The sequence below is a fragment of the Streptomyces sp. NPDC005576 genome (genome assembly GCF_042871745.1).
In the GTDB taxonomy this organism is placed as follows: domain Bacteria; phylum Actinomycetota; class Actinomycetes; order Streptomycetales; family Streptomycetaceae; genus Streptomyces.
Genome location: NZ_JBIAJC010000003.1, coordinates 286,743 through 302,989, shown reverse-complemented (window position 1 = coordinate 302,989; position 16,247 = coordinate 286,743). Strand labels below are relative to the sequence as shown.

Genomic DNA, 16,247 nt, shown 5'->3' with positions numbered 1-16,247 from the left:
TCGCCTTCCCCCCGGAACGGCTGCCTGTTCCCCGAGGGAACAGACCCGCGTCGAGCTTATCCGTTCACGGGATGCACAAGTGGTCTTCACAGTAGGGTCGATGGAAACATCAGCACATGACGTTCACCGCTGGGGGAGAGAACGGATGGCGCAGCACAGGGTGGGGTACGCTCCGGGCGTGTACGACCTGTTCCACGTGGGTCACCTCAACATCCTTCGTCACGCCCGTAGTCAGTGCGACTACCTGGTGGCGGGGGTCGTCTCCGACGAGATGGCCGCCCTGGCCAAGGGCCACCGGCCGGTGATCCCGCTGCCCGAGCGGCTGGAGATCGTCCGCAGCATCCGCCATGTGGACGCCGCGTTCGTGGAGACCGTGCCGGAGAAGATCGACACCTGGCAGCAGGTCCGCTTCGACGTGATCTTCAAGGGCGACGACTGGCGGGGCACGGAGAAGGGGAAGAAGCTCGAACGCGACTTCGCCGAAGTCGGTGTCGAGGTCATCTACTTCCCGTACACCGTACACACCTCCAGCACCCAGCTGCGCAAGGCGCTGGACGTGCTCGTCACCCCGCGCGGAGCGCTCTCAGCTCCCTGAACCACTTGGCCAGGAAGGCCACCAGGAACAGGGCGTGCACCACGGCGAGCGCCGTGTACCCCGCCAGGAAGGCCGTGGGCTCGCCGAGCAGCAGGAACACCAGGCAGAACACCCCGTAGTCGGCGGGGAGCAGCGCGACGGCGCGCACCCGTGAGACCGGTCCGCCGGGGGCTGCGCCCGGGTGCGGCGCCGCCTTGCCCAGCTGCTCGCGGAGGAGTCCCGCGCAGAAGGTCAGGACGGCGACGAAGAGGAAGCCGAGCGGCAGCAGCAGCCATGTCTCGCCGCGCTCTTCGCCGACCCGGTAGGCGTCGGAGCGGTAGAAGGAGATCAGTACGGCGGTGTGGACCAGGATCATCTTGGCGCAGTCCACCACGTGGTCGAGCCACTCACCGTCGGGGCCGCCGCGTCCGGTGAGCCGGGCGAGCTGGCCGTCGGCGGAGTCGAAGGCGAAACCCACCACCAGACCTGCCCAGACGCACACCCCGAGCAGCCACGAGGGCTCCGCGAGCGCGAGCGCGGCTATGGACGAGAACGTGAAGAGCGCACTGATCAGTGTTACTTGATTGGGTGTCAGCCGCGCCCGGTGAGCCCCCGCCGCGAGCACCCGGCCCGCGGGCCTGTTCACGTACCGCGAGTAGAGCGAGACACCCTTGGCCGTCTTCTGTGCGCCGCGCAACTCGCGCAGCACCGTACCCGTGCTTCCCATACGCCCCCCAGCGTCCTGATGTTGACCCGCATCATGACACGCTTCTGTTTCCGGTCATACCGCACCGAAGCCGGGCCGGAGCCGGGGACGCCGCCCGGGGACGGCGCGGCGGTCAGCGTTCCTCGGTGAGTTGCGTGTCCAGGTCGTCGAAGAGCAGGTCGCCGTGGTCGATCTGGCCCGTCCGGTAGGCGGATCTGGCCACCAGGTGCGCGGCCACCGGCCCGGTCATCATCTGGAAGAAGAGGATCAGGGCGAGGGTGGCGAGATCCATGCCGCTGCGCAGCCGCATCGCCACCCCGACGAGCACCAGCAGGATGCCGAGGGCCTGCGGCTTGGTCGCCGCGTGGCTGCGGGAGAGGACGTCGGGCAGGGTGAGCATGCCGAGGGTGCCGAGCAGGCAGGTGGCCGCACCGAGCAGGACGGCGACGGCGCCGGCGGTGTCGACGACGGTCAGCCAGGTGGTCATGGTCCGGTCTCCTTCGTGCCGGCGGGGCCGCCCGGCCGGTGACGTGGGCGCGGCCGGTCGCGCACCGCGATGAAGCGGGCGATGCCGACGGACCCGGTGAACCCGAGGAACGCCAGCACCAGCATGATCGGGAAGTAGAAGGTGTCGCGGACCAGTGCCGCGCGGGCGCCGAGACCGGCGATGATCAGGGCCGCGCACACGTCGAGCGAGAGCGCACGGTCGAGCATCGTGGGTCCGCGCCGGATGCGCACGAGCAGGAGCAGCCCGGCGAGGACGATCATCGCCACCGCCGCGTACAGCAGCCAGCGGTCGACGGTCTCGGTCGTGGTCATACGGGTGTGCTCCCGGTCTGCGGGTGGGGCGGCGTCGGCGGCGGCTCCGCGACCCGGGCGATCTCGTCCCGGGTGCCGAAGGCCCGTACGGTCAGGGCTTCCATCCGCCACACCGAGCGTCGGGCCGCTTCGAGTTCGGCGCTCAGGTCGGCGTCGAGCACGTGCACGAAGACGGTGGCGGTGGAGCGGCGCACCTCGACGATGGCGCCGCCCGGCACGTTGGAGACCGCGACGGCGGTGGCGGTGAGCATCAGGTCGCTCCGGCAGCGCAGCGGCACCGCGACGACGGCGGCCCGGTGGGGTCTCCCGGCGAGGATCTGCCGGGACACCTTCACCCCGGAGGTGAACATGTCGTACAGCAGGTAACCGGCGAGCCGCAGGATGCCCCAGGGGTGCAGCCGCAGCCCGAGATCGACCCGGGGCAGTGGGAAGGCCAGGCAGACGACGACCGCGACGACCACCCCGGTGAGGACGTTGGCCCAGGTCAGGGTGGACCAGAGCATCACCCAGATCACGGTGAGCCAGGCGATGAGCGGCAGATCGAGGACGCGGCGGCCGCTCCTGCCCAGGGTGAGGCTGAGCGGTGGCATCCCGGCCCCTCGGGGGAATCGGCGGCTCACCGGCCGAGCACCTCCTCGATGTAGGGGGTGCGCCGCAGGAGTTCGGCGGCCGCCCGGTCGGTGTAGGTGGTCAGCGGCCCGGCGAACACGGTGAAGGCGAGGCTGATGGCGACCCCGGCGGCGGTGGCCGCGACCATGGTGCGGGGCAGCCGGGTCGTGGTGGTGATGGAGCGGCCGTGCAGGGTCGCGGCGACCGCCCGCCCGGCCGGTCCGGGCAGGGAGCGCACCGGCTCGTCCCCGGTGCCGGGCATGCGGTCCGGGCCCTCGTCCGGATCGTCGTCGTCCTCGTCGGAGTCGGCTTCCAGGACAGTTCCGTCGAGCGCCTGTCCGGGCGGGGCGTCGCGCCAGAACGCCAGGTTCCAGACCTTGGCCATCACGTACAGCGTGAGCAGGCTGGTCGCCGTGGAGCCGGCCACCAGGAGCCAGGCCCAGACGCTCCCGTCCGCCACACCGGCGCGCATCAGGCCGAGTTTGCCGATGAAGCCGGAGAACGGCGGGATGCCCGCCATGTTGAGGGCCGGGACGAGGTAGAGCACGGCGAGGAGCGGTGCGGCGCGGGCGAGGCCGCCGGTCCGGGTGAGTTCGGTGGTGCCGCCCCGGCGTTCCATCAGCCCGGCCACGAGGAAGAGCGTGGTCTGGACGGTGATGTGGTGGGTGACGTAGACGATCGCGCCGCCGTACGACTGGCGGGTGGCGAGGCCGATCCCGAAGATCATGTAGCCGATGTGGCTGATCAGGGTGAACGAGAACAGCCGCTTGAGGTCGGTCTGGGCGACGGCGCCCAGGATGCCGACGATCATCGAGGCGAGGGCGACCGCCATCAGCAGGTCGCCGACCCGGTTGCCGGGGAAGAGCAGCGTCTCGGTGCGCAGCATGCTGTAGACGCCGACCTTGGTGAGCAGTCCCGCGAAGACGGCGGTGACGGGCGCGGGCGCGGTGGGGTAGGAGTCGGGGAGCCAGGCGCCGAGCGGGAAGACTGCGGCCTTGATGGCGAAGACCGTCAGCAGCATGGCCTGGATCAACGTCTGCACGCCGAGGGGGAGTTCGGGCAGGCGTTGGGCGAGCTGGGCGAAGTTGGCGGTGCCGGCCGCCGCGTAGGTCATGGCGATGGTGGTGAGGAAGAGCATCGAGGAGAAGAGCGAGATGATCACGTACGTGGAGCCGGCCCGCACGCGGGGGCCGGTGCCGCCGAGGGTGAGCAGCACGAAGCTGGCGACCAGCATGATCTCGAAGCCGACGTAGAGGTTGACGAGGTCTCCGGCGAGGAAGGTGCAGGAGACCCCGGCGACGAGGATGAGATAGGCGGGGTGGAAGACGGCGACGGGGGTTTCCTCGTCGCGGTCGGCCATGCCCTGGCCGAGGGAGTAGACGAGCACGCAGAGGGTGACGGCCGAGGAGACGGTCAGCATCAGGGCGGAGAGCCGGTCGGCGACCAGGGTGATGCCGAGCGGCGGGGCGAAGTCCCCGAGGTGGACGGAGAGCGGGCCGTCCGCCTGAGTGGCGGCCATGAGTCCGGCGGAGAGCCCGAGGACGAGCGTGAGCACGGCGACGCTGATGAAGCGCTGGAAGCGCTTGAGGCGGGTGCCGAAGGCGAGGCTGAGGCCGGTGGCGCAGAGCGGCAGCAGCACCGGCAGCGGGACGAGGGCGTTCATCCGGCGTCTCCCGGGTCGGTGCGGTGCGAGGGTCCGGCGGGGCCTTCGGGGTCTTCGGGGTCGGCGGCGGCGTCCGGTGGTGCCGTACGGACGGATCGGGTGTAGTCCTCCGGGTCGGCGCCGAGCACGTCGTGCCAGAGGTCTCCGGTCGCGTTGCGGCCCCGGGCCTGGAGGGCGCGGTCGGCGCGCAGCCGGTGGCGCAAGCGGCGGCGTTCGTCGAGGTAGCGCGCGCGCTCCTCGCTGGAGGGGGCGTCCCCCGTCCGGTACTCCTCGATGAGCTGGGCCCGTTCGTCCCGTACCTCGGCCCGCAGCGCGATGCGCCGGTCCTCCAGGTCGTCGTGGACCTCGTCGGTGCCGGTGAGCTGGTGGCTGCGGTAGGCCATGGCGAGCAGGAACGCCGTGGTGGCGAGGGTGATGACGATCGCGGTGAGGGCGATGGCCTGCGGCAGCGGGTCGGTGACCTCGCGCAGCGGTACGCCGTAGAGCAGGGGCGCGGCGCCCGCCGATCCGGTGCCGGCCAGCACGAGGAGGTTGATGCCGTTGCCGGCGATCACCGCGCCCAGCAGGATGCGGGTCAGCGGCCGGGTGAGCATGAGGATGCCGCCGACCGCGCAGAGCACGACGGCCGTGGCGAGGAGACAGGCGCTGACGGTCACCGGGTGCCGCCCCCCGCCTCGGCCGGGCCGTGGTGCCGCAGGGCGGCGGCCCGTTCGATCTGCCGGTCGATCTTCGCGCCGAGGGCGCGGACGATGTCGAGTACGACCCCGAGGACCAGGAGGTAGACCCCGCAGTCGAAGAGGACCGACGTGCCGAAGTGGTAGTCGCCGAGGACCGGCAGGTGCCCGTGGTAGGTCCACGCGTGCAGCACCGTGCCGTCGAAGAGGCCGAGCAGGGCGACGCCGGTGGAGAGGAAGAGGCCCATTCCGGTGATGAGTCCGGGGGGCAGGGGCGCCGCCTCCGCGAGTTCGAACCGGCCGCCCGCGAGGTAGCGGGTGATGAGGGCCACGGAGCCGACCAGTCCGGCGACGAAGCCGCCGCCCGGCATGTTCTCCGCGCAGAAGAGCAGGTAGACGGAGAGCACCAGGACGGGGTGGAAGAGCAGCCGGGCCACCACCTCGAAGACGAGCGAGCGGTGTTCGGGGGCGAGGGTGGAGGTCGCGGCGAGCCAGTCGCGTTCCGGGGCGCCTTCGTCGCCCTGCGGGAGCCCGGTGAGCCGGTCGCGGTCGCGGGAGAGCGACCAGGCGGTGCCGGGGGCCGGGGTGGCGGCGGTGAGCGTCGGGACGCCCGCCGGTACGGGGGCGCCGGGCGCGGGACGGCCGGGGCGTTCCTCGCCGGAGGCGGGCTGCTCGCTCCTGCGGTGCAGGTAGATCAGGCTGGTCACGCCCACCGCCGCGGCAGCCAGGACCGCCGACTCGCCCATGGTGTCCCAGGCCCGCAGGTCCACCAGGATGGTGGCGACGACGTCCTTGATGCCGTGGCTCGCGGCCTCACGCACCATCGCCGCGCCGGCCGGTTCGGCGGTGCGCGCGGCGGCGGAGACCCAGACGGCGACCCCGAACGTGGCGGCTGCCGCGAGGGCGACGGGGATGCGCACGGCCCGCCGCCAGGAGCTGACGGTCTCCTGGAAGTGCACCGGCATCCGGCGCAGCACCAGCACGAACACGATCATCGAGACGGTCTCGACGCAGAACTGGGTCAGTGCGAGGTCGGGGGCGCCCTGGACGACGAAGAGCAGCGCGGTGCCGTAGCCGGTGAGCCCGGCCAGCACGACGGCCTTCATCCGGCGGCTCACGGTGAGGCAGAGCAGGGCCGCGGCGCTGGTGAGCACGGCCAGCGCGCCTTGGAGGGGTGAGTCCCAGAGGCGCGGGGCGACCGCGTCGTCCCACGGGTGGTCGGTGATGAGGACGGTGAGCTGCCCGGCGATCAGGACGAGCAGGGTGGTGGCCAGGTAGACGGAGAGCGAACCGCGTTGCACCAGGCCGGTGATCTGGAGGGCGAGCCGCTCCAGGCCGAGCAGGAGGTGGCCGAAGACGCCGTCGGCGGTGGGCCAGGCGACGCGCCGGGAGAGGGTGCGGACGGGAGTGCGGGCGGCGAAGAGCACGGCGCCGCCCGCCCAGGCGACGGCCGAGAGCAGCAGTGCCGTGCCGAAGCCGTGCCAGAGCGCGAGGTGGTAGGGGTGCGCGGTGGCGGGGAACTCGTCGGCGTACCTGCTGAACAGGTGGTCCGTCCAGCCGATTCCGGGCCCGAGGACGAGCCCGGTGACGGCGAGCACGGCGGGCGGGGCGAGGAAGGCGGCGGAGACCCGGTGGACGGGGACGTCCGCGACGCCGGGCTTGCGGAGGAAGGCGCCCCAGACGAACCGGAGGGTGTAGGCGGTGGTGAGCGCGGAGCCCGCGACGACGGCCGCGAGGGCCCAGAGGTCCGCGGTGCCGCCGTGCAGGAGGGCCTCGAACGCGGCTTCCTTGGCGGCGAATCCGAGCAGCGGGGGCAGCGCGGCCATGGAGGCGGCGGCCAGCACGCCGACGGCGCACACCAGCGGCAGGGAGCGGCCCACGCCGGAGAGCCGGCGCAGGTCGCGGGTGCCGGTCGCGTGGTCGACGACGCCGATGACGAGGAAGAGCGGGGCCTTGAAGAGGGCGTGCGCCAGGATCATCGCGACGGCCGCGAGCGCCGCGTCCCGGGTGCCGTCCCCGGCGAGCAGGGTGAGGAAGCCGAGTTGGCTGACGGTGCCGTAGGCGAGGACGAGTTTGAGGTCGTGCAGCCGCAGGGCGCGCCAGCCGCCGAGCAGCATGGTGACGGCGCCGAGCACGAGTACCACCGGCCGCCACAGCGGTACGTCGGCGAAGGCGGGGGCGAGCCGGGCCACCAGGTAGACGCCGGCCTTCACCATGGCGGCGGCGTGCAGATAGGCGCTGACCGGGGACGGGGCGGCCATGGCGTTGGGCAGCCAGAGGGAGAACGGCCAGATCGCGGACTTCGACAACGCGCCCGCCAGGGCCAGTGCGACGGCGACCTGGACGGCGACGGAGGCGTCCGGCGGGTGGGCGACGATCGCCGAGATCCGGTAGGTGCCCGCGGCCTTACCGATGATCAGGAAGCCGACCAGCATGGCCAGTCCGCCGAGGGTGGTGACGGTGAGGGCCTGGAGCGCCGATCTGCGGTTCTGCTTCTTCTCGCTGGTGTGCCCGATCAACAGGTAGGAGAAGACGGTGGTCAGCTCCCAGAACACGTAGAGCGTGATCAGGTCGTCGGCGAGGACGAGTGCGAGCATCGCACCGGCGAAGGCCAGCAGGTTCCCGGCGAACCGGGCGAGTTGGGGCGTGTCGTCGGCGAAGTACGAAGCGCAGTACAGCAGCACGAGGGTGCCGACTCCCGCCGCGAGCAGCACCATCAGTTCGCCGAGGGCGTCCAGGCGCAGATCGACGGAGACGTCGTACACCGGAATCCAGTCCCATGACCACGCGTCGGCCCGCCCGTCGGCGGCGCTCGACCACTTCGTGAAGGCCCAGACCGTGGTGGCGGCCGGTGGGAGCGCGAGCACGGCGAACGCGCGGCTGCCCAACCGGTGCACCAGGGGACCGGCACAGGCCGCCAGCGCGAAGTGGCAGACGATGAGCGCGATCACAGCGGGGCGTCCGGGAAATATGGCACTGAGTACAGATATATCCCCCGGGGACGTTCACCCGTCCGGCACGCCGCACGGAACGCGGCTCCCCCTCATGACCACCCGGGCGGTCCCGGCGGGCACTCCCGGGCCGCACCCTCCGCCCTCCCGGAGTGTGAGGGATATGAGGGACCGGTGTTGTTCCTGTGAGCCCACTTTCTCTTCATTTTTTCACTGTGCCTAGTATCTATGTGTCGAAGTTCATAACGGAATTGACAGGTCGTGAGACCGTCACCCACGTCAAGGAGCATGCCCTGCGCACGCGCGCGTCTCGGCGCACCGACTCGACTCCCATGTCGCTGCGGACAGCCCTGCTCATCCTGGCCATCGTTCCCGGCGTCGCCCTCGCGGCCCTCTGGGCGGTCACCAGTGGTCAGACCCTGCTCGACTTCCAGCGGCAGGCAGCCCAGGGGCAGTTGGCTCAGAAGGCCGGCCAGCCGTCCAACATCGTGTACTTCAACCTGCAGGAGGAACGCCGGCTCAGCGCGGAGGCGCTCGCCGATCCCCATGCGTCCAAGGCGGCGCTCCAGCGGCAGCGGAAGCTGACCGACGAGGCGATCAAGACCTTCCAGTCCGTCTCCGACATCTCCGCCGACAGCGCCCCCACCAAGGTGCGCAACGCCGTCGCCGAGGCTCGTGAGTCCATCAACCAGCTCGCCGCGCAGCGGACGTTGGTCGACCAGGGCGACGACGAGCAGCAGGCGGTCGTCTACGGCTACTACACCGACCTCATCGCGGTCGACCTCCAGCTCTTCTCCGCCCTGAGCCAGGTCGACAACGGCGAGGTGACCACGGCGTCCGCGCCGCTGGTCGACCTCTTCTGGATGAAGGAGATGATCGCCCGGTCGGACGCGCTGCTGGCCCGCGGCTGGTCCAGCGGCAAGCTGAGCGCCAAGGACCTGGCGTCGGTCCGCCAGGAGATCACCGGTCAGCCCTTCCTCTACTCCACCAAGGTGCTCCCCAACCTCCCCGCCGACGAGGGGGCCATGTGGAACAAGATCGCCGATGGTGAGGCGTGGAAGCGGAAGACCGCGCTGGAGGCCCAGATCCTGGGCCCGCGGGACGCCGACTCCAAGGGGCTCGTCAGGATCGGCGCCTCGGAGAAGAGCTGGCGCTCGACGATGGACGAGCTCACCCCCCAGCTGGTGGTCCTGCTCCAGCACCGCACCGAACTGGTGGTCGCCACCGGCAAGGACACCGTGGTCGCGCTGCTGGTCAAGATGGTGATCACCACCGTGGTCGGTCTGCTCGCCGTGATCGCGGTCATCTTCACGACCTGGCGCCTCACGCGTAACCTGCGCCGCCGCATCAGGCGCCTCCAGGACCGCGCCGAGGAACTGGAACGCACCCTTCCCGATGTCGTCGAACGGCTCGGCCAGGGCGAGAAGATCGATGTCGAGGCCGAGGCCCGCGCCATCGAGTCCGACCGCGAGGGCAAGTCCGGCGACGAGCTCACCCAGCTCGGCGCCGCGCTCAACCTCGCCCGCACCAGTGCGTTGGCCGCCGCCGTCAAACAGGCCGACCAGCACCGCGGGTTCGAGCGCCTCCTCCAGCGCATCGCGCGCCGCACCCAGCAGCTCATCGGCCAGCAGCTCAAGAAGCTGGACGAGCTGGAGCGCAAGCACGAGGACCCCGAGGTGCTCGACGGCCTCTTCGACCTGGACCACCTCACCGCGCGTCTGCGCCGGTACGAGGAGAACCTGGTCATCCTGGCCGGCGGCTCCCCTCACCGGCGCTGGCGCAAGCCCGTCCCGCTGCTGGACGTCATGCGCTCCGCCCAGGGCGAGGTGCAGGACTACCAGCGGGTGGTGCTCGACCTCGACGGAACCCCCTGGCTCTCCGAACGCGCGGTCGGTCCCGTCTCGCACGTGCTCGCCGAACTGATCGAGAACGCGCTGACGTTCTCCCGGCCGCCGAGCCCCGTGGAGGTCCGCGCCGCCAAGGTGAGCCGTGGTCTCGCCATCGAGGTGGAGGACCGCGGCCTCGGCATGGAGGAGCAGCAACTGGCGGAAGCCAACGAGCTGATGAGCCGGCCGCCCCGGATGGACGTGCTCGCCCACTCCGAGGACATCCGGCTCGGTCTCCATGTGATCTCCCGCCTGGCCCACCAGCACGATCTGCGGGTGGAGTTCCGTTCGTCGGCGTTCGGCGGCACCCGCGTCGTCGTGCTCGTCCCCGACGAACTCACGGTCTCCCACCCGACCGGGCGCACGGTGGCCGCCGTACCCGCCGCCGCGGCTCCCGCACCCGAGCCCGCGCGCGAGGAGGCCCCCGCCTCCACGGGCGCGCTGCCGTCCCGGGTCCAGGGCCGGGCGATGGCCGGGGTCACCGCACTGGTCGACCACGCCGCCGCCCGTTCGCAGCGGTCCGCTCCGCCCGTCCCGTCCGAGGAGCGGCCCCCCGCCGCCACCCCGGAGACGGACCGGCCGGTCCAGTCCGGTACGTACACGGTTCCCGAGACCCCGTACACCGCCCCCGAGGAGCCGTACGGGGAGGAGCCGTATGCCGACACCTCCTACTCCCCCGCGCAGGAGGCGTACGGCACGGCCGAAGGCTCCTACGGCGCCGGCGACCCGTCGTTCGGGTCCGCCGCGGAGCTCTACGCGCCCGGCGACCAGGGGTACGCCGCGCAGGAGGGTCCCTACATGACGGCGGCCGGGCAGTACCCGGTGCCGGACCACGGCTTCCCGGGCCAGGACGCGCCGGCCGACCCGTACCCGGTGCGGGAGTCCGCCTACCCGGAGTCGTCCTACCAGGAGCCCCCGTACGCGGCGCCCTCGTACCCGGAGCCCTACCAGGAACAGCCGTACCCCGGCGGTTACCCGGCCCCCGACGCGGACACCTCGCCCTACGGGAACCACGCCCACAGTGGCGAGCGGCAGCCCGAGGTCTCCGGCCATCCCGCGCTCCCGCCCGGCGGAGACGGCCCGGCCCCCGGTGCGGAGCCCCCGCTCCCCCGCCGGGTCCGCCAGGCCAGCCTGGTCGACGAGCTCCGGGTCGATCCCGCGGCCGGCCGCGCGGCCGTCGCCCCCAGGACCCCGAGCTGGGACGAGAACCCTCTGCTCAGGCCCGCTCCCCGGCGTGCCGGCGCTGCCATCGGAGCGTTCCAGCGGCGGTCGCGCGAGGCGCGCTCGGCCGACGGCGCGCCCGCGCAGCCCACCCCTCCCCCATCTCCCCTCAACCCGAGAGAAGAACGGTCATGACACGCACAACGGCCACGCTCCAGGATCTCGACTGGTTGCTCGACGGCTTGGTGGACTCGGTGGCCGAGACCGTCAACGCCGTGCTGCTGTCCGACGACGGACTGGTCGTGAGTCACTCCCGGACCATCGACCGGTCGGACGCCGAACGGCTCGCGGCGATCTGCACCGGGCAGCAGAGCCTCGCCCGGGGCGTGGGCCAGCTGTTCCGGGGCGGCACCGTCCACCAGGTCATCGTGGAGCTGGCCGACCTCTGGCTCTTCATCATCACCGCCGGTCAGGGCACCCACCTCGCTGTGGTCGCCTCCCAGGAGGTGGACGCGGAGGTGATGTCCCTGGCCATGCACAACCTGGTCCAGCAGGTCGGCCAGAAGCTCACCGCGCCCGTGCGCGGCGAGTTCGACGCCTTCGGCACCGGGGACGGGCAGCGGGTGTGACGCCCTACTGGGACGACGACGAGATCGACGCCGACGAGGACGACGGTGCGGGCACCATGGTGCGCCCGTACACGATCACCCGGGGCCGGACCGCTCCCGAGCGGGACGACTTCACTCTCATCACCGTGCTCACGACCGTGCACGAGATGCGCGACGAGCACGGTGCGCCGCTGCGGCCGGGCCGGCTCCAGCCGGAACACCGCATGATCCTCGACCGCTGCACGCGCCCCGCCGCAGTCGCCGAGGTGTCCGCCGATCTCGACCTGCCGATCTCGGTGACCAAGATCCTGCTGGCGGATCTGGTCTCCCAGGGCCTGCTGCTGGCCCGCGCCCCACTCTCGGTGGCGCGGGCTTCCGGCGGGGCCAACATGGGCCTGCTGGCCGCCGTACGTGACGGACTCCGGAGACTCTGAGCAAGATGACAACGCCTCAAACGGCGCCCAGCGCCGTCAAGATACTCATCGCCGGTGGCTTCGGCGTCGGCAAGACCACCCTGGTGGGCGCGGTCAGCGAGGTCGCCCCGCTGCGCACCGAGGAGTTCCTGACCAAGGCCAGCATCGGCGTCGACGACCTGGCCGGTGTGGGCCGGAAGAGCACCACGACGGTCGCGCTGGACTTCGGCCGCATCACGGTCAGCCCGGAGCTGGTGGTCTACCTGTTCGGCACGCCCGGACAGGAACGCTTCTGGTTCATGTGGAACGACCTGGTCAACGGGGCACTCGGTGGTGTCGTCATCGCCGACACCCGCCGGCTGGACACCAGCTTCGCCTCGATCGACTTCTTCGAGAGCCGGGACATCCCGTTCGTGGTGGCGATCAACTGCTTCCACGGGCACAACACCCGCACTCCTGAGGAGATCCGCGCGGCGCTCGACCTGGACCCGCACGTCCCGCTCCTCGTCGGCGACGTGCGCGAGCGGTCCTTCGGCCGCGACGTGCTGCTGGCACTGGTCGACCATCTGATGGCCCTGCCCGCTGTGGTCGGCTGACCGCCACCCGCCCCGTGCCCTCCCCGCACCCCTCACCCCCCCCGGGAAAGAGAACACCCATGGCAACACCCCTGCGCGTACTGATCCACGGTGGCGGGATCGGTGGCCTCACCCTGGCCACCGCGCTCGCCCGGAGCGGTCACACCGTCCAGGTAGCCGAATTGCGCGACGGCGTCGAGGCTCTCGGCGTCGGCATCATCCAGCCGTCCAACGCCCTCCACGTGATGCGGGAGATCGGAACCCTGGACGCCTGCCTCGAAGCGGGCTTCGAGTGGGAGATCCTCACCATCTGCGACCCGTCCGGCGAGCCGCTGGCCAAGATCCCGCAGCCGCGCATGGACGACGCCCCCTCGAACAACGGCATACCCCGCCCCGAACTGGCCCGGATTCTCGCCGAGGCCGCCACGGGCGCCGGCGCGACCGTGTCCTACGGCACGACGATCGCCGAGCTGGCCGACGACGGCGCCGGGGTCGACGTGACCCTGTCGGACGGTTCGTCCGCCCGCTGGGACCTGGTCGTCGGTTTCGACGGCATCGGCTCGCCGCTGCGCAACCGGCTGTACGGCGACGCCTACGCCCCCGAGTACACGGGCTTCGCCAACTGGCGGGTCACCGTGCCGCGTCAGCCCGCGGTCCAGGGCGTCGTGATGAGCACGGGCCTCGCGTCCGCCAAGGCGCTGCTCACCCCGATCACCGACGAGCTGATGTACGTGGGCGCCGTCTTCGCCGAGGAGCCGGACTTCCGGCCGGACCCGGAGCGGGCGCACGAGGAGCTGGCGGAGCGGCTCACCGCCTTCGGCGGACCGGTGGCCGAGGCGCTGCAGCACGTCACCGATCCGGCGGCCGTGGTGTACTCCCGGATCTCCCAGGTCACCGTCGAGGAGCCCTGGCACGTCGGCCGGGTCGTGCTCGCCGGTGACGCCGCGCACGCCAGCGCGCCGCAGTTGGCGCAGGGCGCGGCGATGGCCGTCGAGGACGCCTTGGTGCTCGCCCGGTCACTGGACGCCGAGGAGGACGTCGCGGCGGCGCTCGCCGCGTGGGAGGCCCGGCGCCGGCCCCGCGCGATGTTCGTGCAGAGCCTGTCGCGGGCGGTCCTCAAGCAGGAGACCGGCAGCCCGACGACGCCCGAGGAGGACGAGCTCCTGAAGATCGGCATCCCGGGCGCGGCGCACGTGCTCGTCAAACCGTACTGACCCACCCCGGTGGACCCCGGTCCATCCCGCGGTGCCCGACGGGGCCCGGACGTCCGCACGGACGACCGGGCCCCGTCCCGCGTCCGGACCCAGGAGCCCTGCGGGGGGAGCGGCCATCACGCCGGGGCGCGTAGAGTGACTGTCCTCACAGCCGAGGGTCGGGCGGTTCGTGAGACTCTGGGTGCGAAAGTCCTTTTCATACCGGTCGGCCAGCCCCGCGTACGGACGCCCCGGTCCGTAGCTTGGAGCACGGAAGCGTCCCGGCGTGGGCGTCCCCGGCGCGACGGCCCCTCCGTCGCAGGACGGCTTCCGCGCCAGGGCCTGTTGGGTTGTCGCGCGCACCCAGCCCCGCGACGCCGCGAGCCAACCCCATCCAGGCCCAAGGAACCCCGCGACCCGAACGGAACCCGACTTGCCGCCCGTCGAACCCCCTCCCGCCTCCTGGCGCATCGAGCTGCCGCACACGACGGCTGCCGTACCGATCGCCCGCGCTCTCGTCCGTTCGGCACTCACCGACATCGAGGGCCCCACGGACAGTGACACCGCCGAGCTGCTCACCGCCGAGCTGGTGACGAACGCCGTCGAGCACACCGACAGCCACGAGCCCATCGAGCTGGTCGTGGAGCTGCTGCCGACCGGCTGCCAGGTGGAGGTCCACGACCGCGATCCCGAGCCGCCCGGCGGACTGACCGCTCCGGGCCCGGACACCATGCCGGACCCGTGGCAGGAGCACGGGCGCGGTCTGCTGCTGATCCGCACCCTCAGCTCCGCCTGCGGTCACCGCACCACGGAGCACGGTAAGGCGGTCTGGTTCACGGTGCCGATGGTGCCCGCCCAGGCGGGTCCGACTCCTCGGAGCTGACCAGCCGCGAGCGGCTCCGGCTGTAGAAGGAGTACAGCAGGGACCCGGCGACGAGGAAGGCCGCGAACTCCGCCCACGCCTCCCATCCGGTTCCGTACATCAGGTACAGACAGAACGCGACGCCCAGGATCGGGCTGGCCGGGTAGAGCGGCACCCGGAAGGAACGCTTCAGCCCGGGGTTGTCGCGGCGCAACCGCATGACGGCGAGGTTGACGACGGCCATCGCACCCAGGGTCCCGATGGTCGTCAGGTTCACCACCGCGTCGAGCGAGGAGAAGGCGGCCGGGACGGCGAAGACGGCGGCGACGATCCAGGTGTTGGCGACCGGGGTGTGGGTCTTCGGCGAGACCCGTTCGAAGATCCTCGGCACCAGCCCGTCCCGGGCCATCGACATGAGGATGCGGGTCTGGCCGTACATCACGGCCAGCACCACGGAGGCGATGGCGACGACCGCGCCGAACGCGACGATGCCGCCGCCCACGGTCGAGTCGGTGACCTGGTTGACGACGGCCGAGAGCGCTGCGGGCGTGTCCGCCACCGCGTCCGGGCCGAGGGCCCCGATGGCGGCGATTGCGACCGCGCAGTAGAGCAGGGTGACCAGGCCGAGGCAGATCATGATCGCGACCGGGATGTTGCGCCGGGGGTTCTTGACCTCTTCGCCCGCGGTGGTGATCGCGTCGAAGCCGATGTACGAGAAGAACGCCAGCGAGGCCCCGGAGGTGATCCCGGAGATGCCGCTGCCCGCGAACGGCGACAGGTTGTCGTGGCGGAACGCCGTGAAGGCGATGGCACAGAACGCGACGAGGATGCCGATCTTGAGGACGACCATGGCGGCGGTCGCGCTCGCGCTCTCCCGGACACCGCGCACCAGGAGCGCGGCGGCCATGGCGATCACCAGAACCGCCGGCAGGTTGACGACACCACCGTCGGCGGGCCCGGCGGAGAGCGCTTCGGGCAGCTGCATGCCGAGGAGGCTGTGCAGCAGCTCGTTGACGTACTGGCTCCAGCCCACCGCGACCGCGGAGACCGAGACGCCGTACTCCAGCAGCAGACAGCCGCCGACGAGGAACGCGGTGCGCTCGCCGAAGGTGGCGTACGCGAAGGAGTACGAGCTGCCGGAGACGGGGATCGCCCCGCCCAGCTCGGCGAAGGAGAACGCCGTGAAGATGCAGGTGATCGCCGCCAGCACGAAGGAGATCACCACCGCGGGACCGGCTTCCGAGACGCTGTCCGAGAGCCCGACGAAGATGCCGGTACCGACGACGGCGCCGATGCCGAAGCAGACGAGCTGGAACAGGCCCATGGTGCGCTTGAGGCCGTGCCCCTCCAGGTCCGCCCCGGACTCGGCGACCAGCTGTTCGGGGCTCTTGCGGCGCGGACCGGAGCTGGGTGGGCCCGGCCGGACCGTGCGCTGCGCGCTCATGCGGCGTTTCTCTTCTCTGGTGGTGCGGTGGGGGGACCGGGCGCGGCGGGCCGTGGGGGGGCCGGTGCCGCACATGGCAAGGGGGCCCGAGCGTGCAAGCTCGGACCCC

Annotated in this window: 15 protein-coding genes; 7 read left to right on the top strand and 8 right to left on the bottom strand. The window is 71.7% G+C overall.

What is annotated here, in order from left to right; translation table 11 throughout:
- Window positions 1–145: 145 nt before the first annotated feature.
- On the top strand, window positions 146–595 hold the full coding sequence (locus tag ACFYPN_RS07535) for an adenylyltransferase/cytidyltransferase family protein (RefSeq protein ID WP_358763151.1): 450 nt from the start codon (window positions 146–148) through the stop codon (window positions 593–595).
- On the opposite strand, the gene ACFYPN_RS07530 is transcribed toward ACFYPN_RS07535, so the two are convergent.
- The 7 genes from ACFYPN_RS07530 to ACFYPN_RS07500 form a co-directional block, all read right to left on the bottom strand.
- A complete protein-coding gene (locus ACFYPN_RS07530; protein ID WP_358763153.1) occupies window positions 564–1,301 on the bottom strand; it encodes a CDP-alcohol phosphatidyltransferase family protein in 738 nt (245 codons plus the stop codon). The two genes, ACFYPN_RS07535 and ACFYPN_RS07530, sit on opposite strands and share 32 nt — an antisense overlap.
- A gap of 112 nt (window positions 1,302–1,413) precedes the next feature.
- On the bottom strand, window positions 1,414–1,767 hold the full coding sequence (gene mnhG, locus ACFYPN_RS07525; RefSeq protein WP_358763155.1) for a monovalent cation/H(+) antiporter subunit G: 354 nt from the start codon (window positions 1,765–1,767) through the stop codon (window positions 1,414–1,416).
- On the bottom strand, window positions 1,764–2,099 hold the full coding sequence (locus tag ACFYPN_RS07520; RefSeq protein WP_358763157.1) for a monovalent cation/H+ antiporter complex subunit F: 336 nt from the start codon (window positions 2,097–2,099) through the stop codon (window positions 1,764–1,766). Before ACFYPN_RS07520 ends, mnhG begins: the two co-directional genes overlap by 4 nt.
- Entirely contained in the window at window positions 2,096–2,689 is a 594-nt protein-coding gene (locus tag ACFYPN_RS07515) for a Na+/H+ antiporter subunit E (RefSeq protein WP_358763159.1), read from the bottom strand. Before ACFYPN_RS07515 ends, ACFYPN_RS07520 begins: the two co-directional genes overlap by 4 nt.
- Window positions 2,690–2,715: 26 nt before the next feature.
- Window positions 2,716–4,371 (bottom strand): Na+/H+ antiporter subunit D, encoded by a 1,656-nt coding sequence (locus tag ACFYPN_RS07510; RefSeq protein WP_358763161.1) that lies wholly within the window; start codon window positions 4,369–4,371, stop codon window positions 2,716–2,718.
- Window positions 4,368–5,027: a Na(+)/H(+) antiporter subunit C gene (locus ACFYPN_RS07505; protein WP_358763163.1), complete on the bottom strand. Its 660-nt coding sequence runs from the start codon at window positions 5,025–5,027 to the stop codon at window positions 4,368–4,370. The genes ACFYPN_RS07510 and ACFYPN_RS07505 overlap by 4 nt, the downstream gene beginning before the upstream one ends.
- Window positions 5,024–7,996: a Na+/H+ antiporter subunit A gene (locus ACFYPN_RS07500; RefSeq protein ID WP_358763164.1), complete on the bottom strand. Its 2,973-nt coding sequence runs from the start codon at window positions 7,994–7,996 to the stop codon at window positions 5,024–5,026. Before ACFYPN_RS07500 ends, ACFYPN_RS07505 begins: the two co-directional genes overlap by 4 nt.
- 332 nt (window positions 7,997–8,328) lie before the next feature.
- On the opposite strand from ACFYPN_RS07500, the gene ACFYPN_RS07495 reads away from it, so the two are divergent.
- The 6 genes from ACFYPN_RS07495 (at window position 8,329) to ACFYPN_RS07470 (ending at window position 14,715) form a co-directional block, all read left to right on the top strand.
- On the top strand, window positions 8,329–11,238 hold the full coding sequence (locus ACFYPN_RS07495; protein WP_389297215.1) for a nitrate- and nitrite sensing domain-containing protein: 2,910 nt from the start codon (window positions 8,329–8,331) through the stop codon (window positions 11,236–11,238).
- On the top strand, window positions 11,235–11,672 hold the full coding sequence (locus tag ACFYPN_RS07490; protein ID WP_266710071.1) for a roadblock/LC7 domain-containing protein: 438 nt from the start codon (window positions 11,235–11,237) through the stop codon (window positions 11,670–11,672). Before ACFYPN_RS07495 ends, ACFYPN_RS07490 begins: the two co-directional genes overlap by 4 nt.
- Entirely contained in the window at window positions 11,669–12,085 is a 417-nt protein-coding gene (locus ACFYPN_RS07485) for a DUF742 domain-containing protein (protein WP_389297213.1), read from the top strand. The genes ACFYPN_RS07490 and ACFYPN_RS07485 overlap by 4 nt, the downstream gene beginning before the upstream one ends.
- 5 nt (window positions 12,086–12,090) lie before the next feature.
- Window positions 12,091–12,660: an ATP/GTP-binding protein gene (locus ACFYPN_RS07480; RefSeq protein ID WP_358763168.1), complete on the top strand. Its 570-nt coding sequence runs from the start codon at window positions 12,091–12,093 to the stop codon at window positions 12,658–12,660.
- Window positions 12,661–12,719: 59 nt separating this feature from the next.
- Window positions 12,720–13,853 (top strand): FAD-dependent monooxygenase, encoded by a 1,134-nt coding sequence (locus ACFYPN_RS07475; RefSeq protein WP_358763170.1) that lies wholly within the window; start codon window positions 12,720–12,722, stop codon window positions 13,851–13,853.
- A gap of 412 nt (window positions 13,854–14,265) precedes the next feature.
- Window positions 14,266–14,715, top strand: coding sequence for an ATP-binding protein (locus ACFYPN_RS07470; RefSeq protein WP_358763172.1), 450 nt, complete (start codon window positions 14,266–14,268; stop codon window positions 14,713–14,715).
- Here the strand turns inward: ACFYPN_RS07470 and ACFYPN_RS07465 are convergent.
- A complete protein-coding gene (locus ACFYPN_RS07465) occupies window positions 14,666–16,138 on the bottom strand; it encodes an amino acid permease (protein ID WP_358763174.1) in 1,473 nt (490 codons plus the stop codon). The two genes, ACFYPN_RS07470 and ACFYPN_RS07465, sit on opposite strands and share 50 nt — an antisense overlap.
- Window positions 16,139–16,247: the final 109 nt, after the last annotated feature.

Excerpts from the sequence above, each read along its gene's own strand:
- ACFYPN_RS07535 (WP_358763151.1), top strand. The coding sequence starts at position 146 with ATGGCGCAGCACAGGGTGGGGTACGCTCCGGGCGTGTACGACCTGTTC.
- ACFYPN_RS07530 (WP_358763153.1), bottom strand. The coding sequence starts at position 1,301 with ATGGGAAGCACGGGTACGGTGCTGCGCGAGTTGCGCGGCGCACAGAAG.
- mnhG (WP_358763155.1), bottom strand. The coding sequence starts at position 1,767 with ATGACCACCTGGCTGACCGTCGTCGACACCGCCGGCGCCGTCGCCGTC.
- ACFYPN_RS07520 (WP_358763157.1), bottom strand. The coding sequence starts at position 2,099 with ATGACCACGACCGAGACCGTCGACCGCTGGCTGCTGTACGCGGCGGTG.
- ACFYPN_RS07515 (WP_358763159.1), bottom strand. The coding sequence starts at position 2,689 with ATGCCACCGCTCAGCCTCACCCTGGGCAGGAGCGGCCGCCGCGTCCTC.
- ACFYPN_RS07510 (WP_358763161.1), bottom strand. The coding sequence starts at position 4,371 with ATGAACGCCCTCGTCCCGCTGCCGGTGCTGCTGCCGCTCTGCGCCACC.
- ACFYPN_RS07495 (WP_389297215.1), top strand. The coding sequence starts at position 8,329 with ATGTCGCTGCGGACAGCCCTGCTCATCCTGGCCATCGTTCCCGGCGTC.
- ACFYPN_RS07490 (WP_266710071.1), top strand. The coding sequence starts at position 11,235 with ATGACACGCACAACGGCCACGCTCCAGGATCTCGACTGGTTGCTCGAC.
- ACFYPN_RS07480 (WP_358763168.1), top strand. The coding sequence starts at position 12,091 with ATGACAACGCCTCAAACGGCGCCCAGCGCCGTCAAGATACTCATCGCC.
- ACFYPN_RS07475 (WP_358763170.1), top strand. The coding sequence starts at position 12,720 with ATGGCAACACCCCTGCGCGTACTGATCCACGGTGGCGGGATCGGTGGC.
- ACFYPN_RS07465 (WP_358763174.1), bottom strand. The coding sequence starts at position 16,138 with ATGAGCGCGCAGCGCACGGTCCGGCCGGGCCCACCCAGCTCCGGTCCG.